Source organism: Synechococcus sp. MU1655 (assembly GCF_023630655.1).
GTDB lineage: Bacteria > Cyanobacteriota > Cyanobacteriia > PCC-6307 > Cyanobiaceae > Synechococcus_C.
The window spans coordinates 1-14,359 of sequence record NZ_JAKUHK010000019.1; the positions used below are offsets into that span (position 1 = coordinate 1).

Here is a 14,359-nt window from a genome sequence, read left to right on the forward strand (position 1 = left end):
CTGGGTCTGATCAGGCAGGTGGACCTACCAAGCAGCAAAAACATATCAATTTGTTCTGTTCTTACAGGAATTAGATCCCCCAAATGGGGGATTCCATCAATCATTGATTGATCCATACTCACTCAAGCAAGGTCATATCCAATCATTGACACTCGATGCATCAAACCAGTAATCAAGCGTTGACGTTGGAAAACATCCCTGATCCGGATGTCCATTGGAATGTATGGAGTCGATTCGCGCACACAGTCAATGGCTATGAGCTGCAAGCTGGATTTAAACCCTGTGCAGATTTAGCCAATGGTGGAGAGGCGAAAACACTCCCGGATCTCCGCTGCAACTTGTTGTTTGAAGCGCGGCAAGATCAATACAGTGGTGGATTATCTACCGATGAGTCATGGATTCGTGAACTACTTGGATTGATTAGGCAAAAGGTGGAAGCTCGTGAGTTGCAATAAAAACTGTTGCTAGCCCTGATGGCGCTCTGGATAATGCTGCGTTCAAGCATCCGTTGATTGACCTAGAGGCACCCACAGTTGATCAACAGAACTAGAAGAAATCTCTTGCACTGCTTCTCCCAGCATGTGCACTAGTCGGCTCACCAGTAGGCGTTTCATCTAATCCTGATGCATCAAAACAAATATCAAGCAGACCCCTCAAGGCCAGCATTGAACATGCTCCACATCGTTGGATCCTTGCGGGCTTCCATCACCATGATCACACTGAACCACTACCAACTTGTGGATTCGCCAGATCATAATCGTTTTCAAGAGAATGATCTAGTGATCGATTCAACGGAAAACAGGATTGATGTTCAATCTGGAGTAGCGGATGGTGATCGTGAAAGCCAGAAGTCTCCCTTCCGAGAGATGATCGATAAAGGGGTTCTGTTAGTGAATTTCAGTGATCACCCAGACACACCTATGAGAGATCCACTCACCTTTGCAGAAAAGATGGCGACTAGGGCAATCAATGGGGCTCAGACGGTGAAGTTCGAAGATGAGATCGGTTCGAGAAAACGGGCAAGAGTGTAGATAACAGAATTCATAACACCCAGGTTCTGCTCAAGATGACGAACAGGAACGCTCTGCAGCAATGATTGACGGCAGGGGTGATAGCGAGGATCACTCATCAGTTGCGTTTTCAAGATGGTTCGCCATAGATCGCCATAAGCACGATGAAAAGCTGACCTGCAACAAGGCTAGATTTTGCAGACGCCGGTCCCTGGCGAAGAAGCGCACCTAAATGATGACGCGTGCCAAAAGCACTGGATGAATTGGAGCACATTGAACTGGTTAAAATAATTCCGACAGACCTGTTACATTAAGGAAGATGACACAAACAGTTCCTAATCCAAAGCTTCGGATCCGTTGTCGAAGCGTGGAGTTAGGACAGCATTATTGCAGACTAAACAATGAGTTAAAACTCGATGAGGCACGAGTAAAAAAGAAATCTAACTCGTATAATCATATTGATAGAGCAACGTCTCTCTTCAATGCAGCATCTAGCGAATAGCAAATCCTCCTTGACTCAGGTACTTGAGCTTGTTATGGATGAGCTCTTGGATGGAATATTGGTAATAAACTGTTGCAGCAGAAAAGTGACTTATTTTAACAATAAATTTGTAAGTATGTGGGGAATACCTCAGCATATTCTAGCAAGCAGTGACAATCAGACAATTTTAAATCAGCTCAAAACAAAGGTTTTATATCCAGAAGAATTCTTAAAGCCGATTCAATCACTTTACGAAAACGATCAAAACTGGCAAGATGAAATACGGCTCAAGGACGGTCGCACACTTCTCAGGAAAAGTATTAGCATACCAGGCACGAATACATTAAAATCATGTGTATGGATTTTTAAAGATATAACGAATGAGAAAAGTATTTTCATTGACAGTCTTACTGGATGCTTGAATCGTAAAGCATGGGATTCATTTGGAAATGAACATGGAAAAAAGAGAAATCATTCAATTCAATATTGTGTAGCTGTTGTCGACCTTAACGACTTTAAAAGTATTAATGATGATTTTGGGCACGAAGCCGGTGATCGAGTTCTCAAAAGACTAGGAGTGACTTTAAAACGCCTTATTAGAAACAAGCAGGACAAAGTGTTTAGAACTGGAGGTGATGAATTCTGCATTTTACTTGAATCAACTACCGATATATCCAGTAGCATAGTAACTCGCCTCTCCAACGAACTTATTGCGGCAGGAATTAATGCTGCTACTGGTGTATACATGTCAAATCAGGAAGGAGGAATTATCGAGGCATTTAGAAAGGCTGATAAACGAATGTTATCTAGAAAAAAGACACAAAAACATCTGCATAATAGCCTTATCCATCCATCTCATCTAGTCTCCACAAGAAAGACTAAAACCGATGAAGAGATAGAAATGTTGGCGAACCTTTCAGTTGCAATTAAAAAGGGAGAGCTTAAACTTGCATTTCAACCGATATTTAACACATCCAATCAAGTATCCTGGATCGAAGTTTTATGCCGCTGGAAGCATGAAGAACAATATATTCCCCCTAATGTCTTCATCCCTTTGTCAGAATCTTCAGGACACATTCACCGCATCTGGGATTGGGTGCTGGAAGAATCAATCAAAACAGTTCACAGATGGAAGCAAAACTCTATATATACTTGTATATCAATAAATTTTTCAGCTGTTCAAGTTGAATACTATAAAAACACAGGCTTTTCATACCCTGATCAGATCAAGAGAATATGCTATCAATACAATGTGTCACCAAAGTGCTTAAAAATTGAGCTTACCGAAACATCTCTATTAACTGACTCAATCAAAGCAAAAGACTTGTTTAATGAACTATCTGAAATGGGTATCGATATTTGTATTGATGATTATGGTACAGGCTTTTCTTCATTGTCAATCATGCAGGCATTGCCTATTCAGTGCATCAAAATAGATGGTAGCTTCGTTAATGGCGTTCCACAAAATTTGTCAAATACTGCGATCACTAAGGGGACTATTTCTATGGCACACGAGCTAGGCATAGAAGTCTGTGCCGAATGCATTGAAAATGCTGAACAAATTGAATTCTTGGAGTCATATGGTTGCGATTATTTTCAAGGTTACTTCAAATCAAAGCCTTTATCCGCTGAAGAGATGGCAAAGTGTATTGAGATGCACCACAATTAATAGCCAGTATTGGGTAAGTTTTGGACTGGGATTCTGCTTAGAACGACTATTCGTACCCTCGTAGCAATTAACCATTCAATAGTTCAATCGTAGGCAGACTCATTAAGTTTTAAACTCAAAGTTCCAATTGTTGAGTGATTTTGTGAGCCTTGCCCCTCTTGAATGGATCAATTCACTCTTCTAATTTAAAAACTGAGAAAAAATGACCATCTGCCTGAGAGTTCTCTTAGTTTATCGACTATACTGCATAATTTTGCTAAGCTAACAGTATTACCATATACATTTTGAAATATTCTTATCTTAAGCATTTATCGCATTTCACGTTTTTAGCTCTGTCTCTATCGCTAGTTGGATGCAAACTTGAGCATAATAATCGATTAAAAATTTCACATTCAGAATGGCCTGGCTACGAATATCTGAATCTAGCAGTATCTAAGGGTTTCGCACCTGGTGCGGAAATTGTCTCATTGAAGGATCAATCTGAAGTGGTACGGTCATATTTACGAGGCGATCTTGACATTGTTCAACTGACTACTGTTGATATTCTTGATATTTGCTCAAAACAGCCAAAGAAATGTCCTGTCATTGTATTGGTATTGGATGAATCGGTCGGTGGAGATCAGATTATGTCCTTGAAAATTAAATCTGTCTCCGATCTGCTAGGTGCAAAAGTTGCGGTAGCAGCTAATTCGTTTGGACCATTTGTTTTGGAACAGGCATTGAAATCTATCGACCTTTCAATTGATGATGCAAGTATGATGCCCATGTTAGTTTCTGAGATGCCAAGTGCTCTCTATGATCGTAAGATCGATGCTGCAGTTCTATATCCTCCCAATAGTGAAAAAGTGAGGTCCATTGGGGGCAAAACTATTTTCGATAGCTCTGAAATACCTGGTCAGATTTTAGATGTACTTGCTGTTTCACCATCTGCTTATTCATCGCGGGCTGAGGATGTTTCCGTAATCGTATCTGGTTGGTTCAAGGCTCATCAATATGCATTGAATAATGAAGTATCTTCCATTGCCTTTATGGCTTCAAGCCTGAATCTATCGCCCGATGAGTTCAAGCAATTATTGAAAGGGATTGCCTTTTATCCAAAAGCCCATAAGCAAAGTAAGTTAATGCAGACTCAAGGCATTGTCGAATTAAATATTGAGAATGTAAGGCAGTCAATGCAAAATTTGAATTTCATTTCTTTAGATACGCCATCTCCAAAGATTTCCGATCGTTTCTTGCCATGAGACAAATATTTAAACCACTTCGCAGTCTTTGGAAGGAGATACGTTCATCCTCCAACAGTGTTAGCCGGCTTGTTCTTTATATCCAAATCGTCACAGTTGTTACAATTCTCTCTTCAGTTATATTGATTGAAGCTTTCACATCACTCTCTTCTCAAAGTTCTAAAAAACAGCTTAACTCTATTCTTCTTGAAGAAACTCAGGTTACATATCTTGTTGGCAAACTGGGAGAAATTGACCATATCAAGGAAGATTTTTTGTTATCCACTAACGACTCAGACGGCTCTACGCGTGAGTTTATTTTGCGTTTACAGGAACATTTATTGAGCCTTTCTTATGAATTCAAGGTTGGTTGGATGAGGCGAACTGATGATGCTTTACCTCCCCTTATCACCAAAGAATTTGATTCAGCTCAAATGCGTATTTTACGTGCACAACGTGTTGTTTCTACGCTTCTTAAGAATAGTACGCTGACCAGAGATGATGCACTTGATGTTTTACGTGGATACCCATTAAAGGATCTTCGTCTCGCTCACGACAATCTTTTAGCCTCCAACAATGATCTCAATTTACTGAGTCAGGATCTGGAGCGAGAGATTAGGCGCACTGAGTTAAACTACGAAATACTACTCATTATTACCGTCATTATTGCATCTTGTGTGGCAATGTTGTCATCTTATCTTGTGTATAAGCGTAAAATCGTAAAGCCTTTGGAGTCAATTTTTTCGATCACTTCAGCAGTTCCTATTCTGAATACAGCAGGTGATACCTCTGAGGGTCTTGCTGATCTTCAAGTTGTGGAGAAGGAACTTCAATCTTCTGACAATGGAGTCCTTGAAATCAGGATGTTGCGTCAGATGGTGTCTGGCCTTCTGAACCGTCTGGTTCTTTCCTGTATGGCGCTGAATGATCTCTCGATGACCGATCCGTTATGTCAGATTGGTAATCGTAGGTCTCTGGATATTTATGGAGCAAAGGCCTGGAAGCAGGCAGTGCGAACAGTTAGCCCAATAGCTATCTTGATGGTTGATGTTGACCATTTTAAACAGTTCAATGATGTTTATGGTCATACGACCGGCGACCAGGTTTTGGTCTCTATAGCTAGTTGTATTGCTAAAGCATTACGACGGCCCTTGGATGATTGCTTTCGCTATGGAGGGGAAGAGTTTTTGATCCTCATGTATGACGTTTCTGCTGAAAATTTTGATCACTTTTGCCATGAGCTGCGTGCTTCTGTTGAAAACCTTTTGATTGAGAATGTAGGTGCAGAAACTGGGAGAATCACAATCAGCTGCGGTGGTTGTTATGTCTTCAACCCTTGCTCTTTATCACTTGATGATGCGATTCAACGCGCTGATCAAGAGCTTTATCGCTCAAAGAAGCAGGGCCGCAATCAGGTTTCCATCTACTCGCTTGAGCGACCTTGGTTCGTGAAACCACCAAACAATTCAATTAACATCTGATCTACGTTGATTCGCTCTTTTGCTTAGTCAAGGTGCAGAACTCATCATTTCCTTTTGATGCTGTACTTATTTGTTAGCTAATTGTGGTTATTTTTGGCGGCGGTGTGTTAACGATGCCTTCCAGCTCTCTAGGTTACTTTCCTGGATTGAGAGCTCACACTGGATTTTGAGCTATCAAGTGTACAAGGGCCTTCGTCTGATTCGGGTCGATTCATCAGCCAGGTGCTCCAAATAGCTGCTCACTATCAAGAATGACTCGCTCGCAGCTGTCTAAACTGATATTGAAATCGACTCAGTGCGCTCTGAGATCAGCACTTTTGCGACATCACTGGCAGCTCAATCCCAACATCAGCGATTAGCTCACTTGCAATTAACTGCTCATGAAAGGGAACCGTACAGAGGTAGAGCTGCGGCTGCAAAAGCTCATTACAGAGTGGTTCTGCCGTGCCAACCGATGAAAGGTCAGAATTGACTTAATACAGCAGTGAGCTCTTTCTTTGCCTGGATCAAACAGAGAACCAAACTTTCAGAGTGTGATGCCGCCACTTTGGCTGATGGCTTTAGCGGTAGGGGTGAGCGTTGCCAATCCCTTCTATTCCCAATCATTGTTACCAACGATTGAGGGAGCCTTTCAGCTGTCACCAGGAACAGTTCTGCAAGGACCAATGGTCACTCAGTTGGGAATGGCATTGGGTTTTCTGTTTGTACTTCCTCTCGGGGATATCAGAGAGAAACGTGGCTTACTAACGCTATTGGCCATAGGCATGGCGCTTGCTTGCGGGGTTGTTCTACTGGCACCAAGTTTCGGTTTACTGCTGTGCAGTTGGTTCGCTCTAGGGATGTTCGCACTGATTCCCTCGCTTATGCCTCCTTATTTGACAGCTCTTACTCCAAAGTCCATGCACGGCCAGATGTTGGGGATCATTTTGGGCGGTCAATTCAGCGGCCTTCTTTTGTCGCGCAGTGTTAGTGGCGTAGTTGCGGAGCTCTGGGACTGGCGCATTATTTATGCCTTTTCAGCCATTGTGATGTTGGCTATAGCAATTCTATTTAAAACTTGTCTACCGGTCGTAGCCCCGACCAGCCAAGTCTCGTACTGGAAATTGCAACGTTCACAGATCAACCTTTGGTGCCGTTACCCACTTCTGCGCAGATCCTGCCTATCTCAAGCCTTACTGTTTGGGAGTTTCATGGCGATATGGAGTGGTATAGCCATACATCTTGCAAGTCCACCCTGGCGATTCGGACCGGCGGTGATAGGCAGCTTTGGATTTGTTGGTTTGGCAAGCATTACGGCCTCACCAATCATTGGTCGTCTTGTCGACCGATTAGGACCCAACCGAATCGTGCTCACAGGAGTGCTTTGCACCGCAGGTGGATTTTTGCTGATGGGATTAGAGCAGCAAGCACTGCCTGCTCTAGTGATGGGACTAATGGCCGTAGACCTTGGGGTGCAGGGCAGCTTCGTTGCCAACCAAGCGCGTATCTATTCAATCGATCCATCAGCACGTAGTCGAATGAGCAGTCAGTTATTTCTCTCCTGCTACCTGGGGGCAGCTATCTGCTCAACGCTGATTGCTCTGTTTTGGATCCAGTGGGGGTGGGCTGGCACATGCATGTTTGCAATCACTCTGATGGGACTTGCAATCATTGTCGAACGCCCCACCTGGCAGCCGAGAAGGATCGGATAAGACCAGTGCCATGCCTCATTGTGACAAATCATCTAGTTCATGGATCCACAATTCAACCGGTCAGCATCTGAGGCGAGTTTGTTGACCTCAATGCCCCCTGATGTTGTGGAGCAACCCACCAGGAAATTGAAGTCAAACACAGCTATGAACCGAACAAGAGGCTGCACAGAAGAATCATTCAATACGAGAAAATGCATGAACTTAAAAAGCTTCTCCCTTGAGCAACGGTTCAATTGATAAACAACAACAACCTTCGGTACGCAGACGAGATCCAAAGAGCCTTGACCTCAGTCGTCCTTGGCTGTCTCGCCTGCCACTGGCCTGGCCTGTATTGAATTCTGTAGAACTGAAGCGGGAGACGGCCATCTCCTTGCAGGCTTTCGGGCTTCCTTTGCTTCTGCTACGTAGTGCCGATGGGAGACCATCAGCGCATATCGATCGTTGCCCCCATCGCCACGTTTCTTTCTTCAGCGGGACGGAGCCACCCCGTGTAATCGGTGACACGGTGCGCTGCCCCTTCCACTATCAAGAATTCAATCAAAAAGGGCACTGTGTTCGGACCCTCCACGGCGAACAAGGTGAATCAGAATCGTTGCTAAACCTGCCTCTCCTGGAGGAGGGAGGATTTCTATGGTTGCCGATGAGTGATGGCCTATTCGACAGTCGTGGCCATCTCGCCATGCAATCAGAACAAATAGAAGCCGCGCGAGCCGCTATTCGCTTGCCCCAGGAGTTCGAGCAGCTAAACAATCCAGATCGTTTCCACTGCCATTCGCTATTTGAGTATCGCTATCCCTGTGGACCATGGGGAATCACCATTACTAGTGGAATCGACCACACGCATGGATTTCAGGTTCATGGGATCGCCCGAGTGGTGCATCGTCTGCGTCGCTGGATAGGAGCAGAAACTCTTAGTGGCATGCATATGGAACTTAGAGATGAAGAGTGCTCGGTACTAGTCACCTATCAGCAATTCAGCGACTCCCTTCAGGCCTATTGGAAGGTTGGAGGAGCGCCAAATCTATGGCTAAATAAAATTGCCGACGGATTATTTATTGCGGTGCTATTTGTGCCCGAAGACTCGAAGGCAACAATGACGCGAGGTTGCATTTATATCGACCCTGACGCTTGGGGAGCAATGGAGTTTCAGCCATTTTTGAATCGTCTGCGTAATCTATCCATTCAAAATAGTGAAGAAGATAAACCCTTTATTGAGAGCCAGGCGCGTTTTCTTGATCAGGGAGAACTTCCAATCGGTAACGCCTCCATTAATGACGCGCCGGTTTACCATTTCTTCCGCTACTTGGAACAGATGACAGGCAAACATATCGATTTTGGTTACGCAAAGGTGTCAGCTCAGGAAGTAGTAGCCAAAAACTTCTGGAGAAGCTGACGCATGCAAGCAATCGGTTGATCCGCCTCAATCAGCTGCTCCCCGACTGGGCATGGGTCAAAAACGGATGGCATCGATTCAAGGATGCGGCGATCTTGATCGATTAACGCGCGTTCGAAAGCAATCACGCTGGCGTCGCTCACTTCTTCTTCCGTATCGTTGCGCAGATAAAAGCGCAAAATTGTGCAGGAAGACGAGTCACGAGGAACAGCAAATAACACAATGCATTGCTGACGTCCATTGGGCCAGGTGAGTTGAAGGGTGAGCCCCAATGGAGCTAGCCAATGAACATATCTTTCAACACGCGGTGTAGAGCTGCAATCCCCAACCGTGGCTTCTAGTGCATCGGTTGTGCTTAGTTTAAGAGGAATACTGAACTTCAACCCATCACTGGTAACAGTGATACCGCCTTCCATCGGCTCTGGGATGGGGGAAACGGCGTTAAGCACTCCCCGATGCACAAAATAATGATGGAAGTTGTCCAACCCATTTTCGATCACACGGAATGCGGAGCACTGCCACTGCTCATGAAATCCTTGAATGCGTCGATGACAACCGGACGCAAGCTTCGATAGTGGTGGGATCGGCAGCTTTGCTTGATTCGCAAGACAGACCCACACCAACCCGTGTTGTTCCTTCACTTGGTAAGCCTTCGTGTGGCATCGGTTGGGAATGGTCTGATTCGGTTGCTGGGGTAACTCCCGGCAGTGGCCATCCGTGTCAAATGCCCATCCGTGATAGGGGCAGTGAAGGTGTCCATCAAGACCAATATGACCACCTGAAAGCGAAGCCGAACGATGGCGGCAGCGGTCATCCAAGACGCCTATCTGACCATCCGTGCAACGCCATAAAACAAGCATTCGACCCAGCAATTGAACCGAAAGTGGCTCGCCAGCCCATGCTTCCAACGGCATCAGAGGATACCAAAAAGATTCTAATTGCTGGAGGCTCGTATTCATGGGTAAGAAGCTAATCGCATTGAGTATCAATAGCATCCTCGATGGGTGGGTATCAACCAATTAATAGGGTGAAATTCAAGTTTTCATTAGTTATTTATAGTATTGGGCAAGAATCTAGGAGCGCATAGCTTGTCTAGCAGAAGCTTCTCAACCATCGAGATTCACATGCAGACTTAGATGAATTCTTTGAAAGCCCACGAAAAAGCCTCAAACAAATCATCAGGACTCAAAGTAGATATTGCTTACCATCAAGACTCTTGGAAACATATTAAAAACCATCAACAACAAATCAAGAGAATGATTTAAACACGCATAAGGCTCCGCTCTTACAAGGCTCATTAAGAAATGCATGTTGAGCTGTCTATTAACGGCAACATGTAATCAACTATTCTGTCAAAAGCTCAGAGAGAATCAAAGCCATACCATGAGTGATACGGTTACGAGCTCATGAGAGATCCCGTAACCCAGCAAACAAGGAAATCAGAAACGTCTGATCAAGCTCAACATTGGCCCTGGTGGTCGGTGATACCACCAAGCTTTCAATTACGGGAGGTCTTCAGAAGGGCTTGTCCCCCAATTGCTCCTTAAATTTTGTGCAATCAGAACCAATCGTGTGCAACTCAGCTCAGGCTGCTTCTTGAGGGCCTGCACAGGTCGGTGATAGATGGATTCTGATCTTTTTTTTGCAACTTGCTGAAAATCTCGCAATCATGGGCTCAACAATCAACTGAATACATGCGCGCGTTTGTTCTCTGCTGTGCTCTTCTGTGTGGTGGTGTTCAGGGCTTAATTGTTCCAGCCGCTCTGGCCCATTCCGGCCATGGCGATGAGTTCGTCCAGAACGGTGAGGTCGATCAGGTGAAGGCTTCGCCTGAGCAGGATCAGCTCCTGGGCATCACCACCGCTGCACCTCAGAGAGGACCCGATGGGCAGTTGACGCTACCGAGCGTCGCCATCGTTGATGCCGAGGGTAAATCACTGGTGTTCGTACACAGCGGTAACACCTACGACCCGGTGTTCGTCCGTCTCGGGACTGCAACGAACGACCGCACGGTTGTTCTGGAGGGTGTTAGCGCCGATGAACAGGTGGTGGTCTCAGGAGCTCTTTCGCTTTACGCGGAGTCGCAGAAGAATGATCGTGTTCTGATTGAGACCAGCGCAACAAGCACCGCCGGCGACGAGTCGGGTCAGGCTGACGTTCAGCCTGCACAAAACAGCGCCCCTACATGGCTGCTCCCCGGAAGCATCGGAGTTGTTCTGCTGGTGATCCTCGGTGTGGTGTTGGGCATTCGCAGCCGTGGACCTGGATCGAAGCAAGGATGATCTGACGGATCGATGTTGAACACACTGCTCAACGCCATCCTGCGCGGTTCGATTGCACGCCGATGGCTCGTTGTTCTCTGTTCGCTGCTGATCAGCGTTTGGGGAGTGCTGAACCTTGTTCAGATGCCCATGGATGTGTTTCCCCCCTTTGCGCCGCCGCAGGTAGAAATACAAACGTCCGCTCCTGGTCTGGCACCGGAACAGGTTGAGCGGCAGATCAGTGCGCCCATTGAGGCGGCTGTGAATGGGCTGCCAGGCGTGGATGTGGTGCGCTCCGCATCCAAGCCTGGGCTCTCGATGGTGCAGGTGGTGTTCCGCGATGCATCGCAGTTGCAGAGCGCTCGCCAGTTGGTGTCTGAACGCCTGCAGCAGCTCCGCACTCAATTGCCGGCGTCGGCCGATTCCCCGGAAATCTCCCCACCTCTTTCGCCCCTCGGCACCGTTCTCCAATACGCCTTCACGCTGCCTGAATCGGCAACGGCAGATCAGCAATTCCAGTTGCGCTCGTTGGTTCAAACCACCTATGAGAACGCTTTGCTCGCCATCCCTGGCGTGGCCCAGGTCACGATCTACGGCGGTGACCTGCCGCAGACTCAAGTTCAGGTGAACCTAGGTGCACTTCAGCAGCGCAATCTTTCCCTGTCCGACGTTGTTGAGGCAACCCGTGATGCCCTGTTCAAGGGTCGCGGTGGTGTTCAGATTTCTGGTGGGCAAGAACGTCTGATTCTTCCTCCCACCTTCAGCACCGCCAGGGCTGATCTCGCACAGGCACCCTTGCGTGCAACGACAGGTGAAATCACCGCTTTGGGCGATGTCTCTGAGATCCGCTCTGGAGCATCTTTAAGGCGGGGCGAAGCCACATTCAATGCCAAGCCGGCTGTGGTGTTGATGATCAACAAGCAACCGGATGTGGACACCCCGCGGCTAACGAAAGCTGTGGAACAACGGGTTGAGCAACTGAATGCGTCCCTGCCAAAGGATGTGGTGGTAAGCCAAACGTTTCGTCAAGCCCAGTTCATCGAGATTGCCATCCGCAATGTGAGCGAATCACTGCTGCTAGGCGTTGTGATCGTGGCGGCTGTGCTGGTGCTGTTTTTGATGAACTGGCGCACCGCTGTGATCACCCTCAGCGCCATTCCGTTGTCGTTGTTGGTTGGTCTGTTGTTGATGCGGGGGCTTGGGCTTGAGCTCAACACCATGACCCTCGGTGGGTTGGTGGTAGCCATCGGATCGGTGGTCGACGACGCCATCGTCGACATGGAGAACTGCTACCGGGGTCTGCGCCGGAATCGGCAGTTAGCGTCGCCCCAAGACCCCTTGGAGGTGGTGTTCCGCACCTCGGTGGACGTCCGTCAGCCGGTGCTGTTTTCCACCCTGATCATCGTTGTGGTGTTCGCTCCGATCTTCACGCTCACGGGCGTGGAAGGGCGCATTTTCATGCCGATGGGCATCGCCTACGTGCTGTCGATTATGGCGTCGACGCTTGTGGCACTCACCCTTTCACCAGCCCTCTGTGCTCTGTTGCTGAGTCATTCGCCGCTGCCGGCCAACCCCTCTTGGGTTGAGCGCACTGCGGAGCGGATCTACAAACCGATTCTGAATCTCGCTCTGACCACTCCGCGTCGCGTCTTGGCTCTTGCCCTGGCAACGGTGATGGCAGCTGTCTTGATTCTTCCAGGGCTTGGACGGGTGTTTTTGCCGGAGTTTCGCGAGCAGTCGCTGGTGAACTCGATGGTTCTTTATCCCGGTGTGTCTCTCGAGATGACGAGCCGCGCAGGCACAGTTCTCTCGCAACGTCTCCAGTCCAGCGATGACGTCGACTGGATCCAAGTGCGCTCCGGGCGTGCTCCAGGGGATGCCGATGGTGCGGGAGTGAATATCGCTCACGTGGATCTGGAATTGAGTGATCGGGCCATGGCTGATCGTTCTGCTGCCATCGCTCGCATTCGTGAGGCCTTTCTCGCTCTACCTGGCGTGGCCCCCAACATCGGTGGATTCATCTCCCATCGGATGGATGAAGTGCTCTCTGGCGTACGCAGTGCGATTGCGATCAAGATTACGGGCCCTGATCTGAATGAACTCCGCCGCCTTGGTGAGCAGGTTCGTGATGTGGTGGGTGAGGTTCCAGGCGTAGTGGATCTTCAGCTCGAACCTCTGCTGCCGGTGCCCCAGATCCAGCTGACCATTGATCGTGAGCGGGCGCTTCGGGAAGGGGTCAGTGTTGCAACGCTTGCGGAAGCCACGGACGTCGCCCTGCACGGTGCACTCATCAGCCCTGCTGAGCCAGCCAGTGGCCGCCATCCCTTGGTCGTGACTCTGCGACCTGAGGAACGCAGTGATCTGGACGTGTTGAGTCGGGTACCGATTCGAACCGCCTCTGAAGTGCTCAAACCGCTTGGCGACTTTGTGTTGGTGAAGTCAACTCGTGGCCCGAATGAGATCAACCGTGAGGATGTGTCTCGTCGAATCGTGGTATCAGCCAACGTTGCCAGCCGCCCCTTGGGGCCGGTGGTGAATGACATTCGCAGCCAGGTGGGAAAGTCCGTCCGGCTGCCTGTTGGTTACAGCATTCGCTATGGAGGCCAATTCGAATCAGAGCAACGCGCAACCCGTGCCTTGGTTCTCTACAGCCTCTTAGCTGCTGTGGTGATCGCTTGTTTGATGCTGTTTGCGGTGCGCTCTTGGCCAGCCACAGTGGCGATCCTGATCAATTTGCCTCTAGCCCTGGTGGGTGGTCTGGTCGCCGTTCTGATCAGTGGCGGGGTGCTGTCGGTGGCCTCGCTGATCGGTTTCATCACGTTGTTCGGCGTGGCCGTTCGCAATGGCCTTTTGCTGGTGGACAACTTCAATCGGCGCCATCAAAGCGGTGAGCCAACGATGGAGTTGATCCGCAACGGCAGCCTGGAGAGGTTGAACGCCATTTTGATGACGGCACTGACGTCTTCCCTGGGCATGTTGCCGCTGGCCCTTGCGTTTGGCGCAGGCAATGAAATCCTTCAGCCCCTCTCCATCGTTGTGCTCGGAGGGCTGATCACCTCCACCTTGCTCACACTGGTGGTGATTCCGGCCCTGTATGCCCGCTATGGGCGTTGGCTTCTCCCTGCTACTACTCGATGAACCATGGGTGTCTGC

10 protein-coding genes are annotated in these 14,359 nt (G+C 48.1%); 9 read left to right on the forward strand and 1 reads right to left on the reverse strand.

Annotated elements, in window-relative coordinates; all coding sequences use genetic code 11:
• Window positions 1–155: 155 nt before the first annotated feature.
• From NCN04_RS01910 to NCN04_RS01940, 7 genes are all read left to right on the forward strand, one after another.
• Complete coding sequence (locus NCN04_RS01910) at window positions 156–455, forward strand: hypothetical protein (protein WP_250395008.1); 300 nt, start codon at window positions 156–158, stop codon at window positions 453–455.
• A gap of 216 nt (window positions 456–671) precedes the next feature.
• Window positions 672–1,031, forward strand: a complete 360-nt coding sequence (locus NCN04_RS01915) for a hypothetical protein (protein WP_250395009.1) — start codon at window positions 672–674, stop codon at window positions 1,029–1,031.
• A 491-nt stretch (window positions 1,032–1,522) separates the two neighbouring features.
• On the forward strand, window positions 1,523–3,160 hold the full coding sequence (locus NCN04_RS01920; protein WP_250395010.1) for a putative bifunctional diguanylate cyclase/phosphodiesterase: 1,638 nt from the start codon (window positions 1,523–1,525) through the stop codon (window positions 3,158–3,160).
• A 467-nt stretch (window positions 3,161–3,627) separates the two neighbouring features.
• Entirely contained in the window at window positions 3,628–4,401 is a 774-nt protein-coding gene (locus NCN04_RS01925; RefSeq protein ID WP_250395011.1) for an ABC transporter substrate-binding protein, read from the forward strand.
• 122 nt (window positions 4,402–4,523) lie between these two features.
• A complete protein-coding gene (locus NCN04_RS01930; protein ID WP_250395012.1) occupies window positions 4,524–5,861 on the forward strand; it encodes a GGDEF domain-containing protein in 1,338 nt (445 codons plus the stop codon).
• 536 nt (window positions 5,862–6,397) lie between these two features.
• Entirely contained in the window at window positions 6,398–7,552 is a 1,155-nt protein-coding gene (locus tag NCN04_RS01935) for an MFS transporter (RefSeq protein WP_250395013.1), read from the forward strand.
• 331 nt (window positions 7,553–7,883) lie between these two features.
• Window positions 7,884–8,945, forward strand: a complete 1,062-nt coding sequence (locus NCN04_RS01940; protein ID WP_250395014.1) for a Rieske 2Fe-2S domain-containing protein — start codon at window positions 7,884–7,886, stop codon at window positions 8,943–8,945.
• Here NCN04_RS01940 and NCN04_RS01945 read toward each other — a convergent pair.
• The gene (locus NCN04_RS01945; protein ID WP_250395015.1) at window positions 8,909–9,859 is read right to left on the reverse strand and encodes a Rieske 2Fe-2S domain-containing protein; all 951 of its coding nucleotides are present in this window, start codon (window positions 9,857–9,859) and stop codon (window positions 8,909–8,911) included. The genes NCN04_RS01940 and NCN04_RS01945 overlap by 37 nt on opposite strands.
• A 780-nt stretch (window positions 9,860–10,639) precedes the next feature.
• On the opposite strand from NCN04_RS01945, the gene NCN04_RS01950 reads away from it, so the two are divergent.
• Both NCN04_RS01950 and NCN04_RS01955 read left to right on the forward strand, forming a co-directional pair.
• Window positions 10,640–11,227 carry an efflux RND transporter periplasmic adaptor subunit gene (locus NCN04_RS01950; protein ID WP_250395016.1) on the forward strand — a complete coding sequence of 196 codons (588 nt, stop codon included), beginning with the start codon at window positions 10,640–10,642 and terminating at the stop codon, window positions 11,225–11,227.
• 12 nt (window positions 11,228–11,239) lie between these two features.
• Window positions 11,240–14,344: an efflux RND transporter permease subunit gene (locus tag NCN04_RS01955; protein WP_250395017.1), complete on the forward strand. Its 3,105-nt coding sequence runs from the start codon at window positions 11,240–11,242 to the stop codon at window positions 14,342–14,344.
• Window positions 14,345–14,359: the final 15 nt, after the last annotated feature.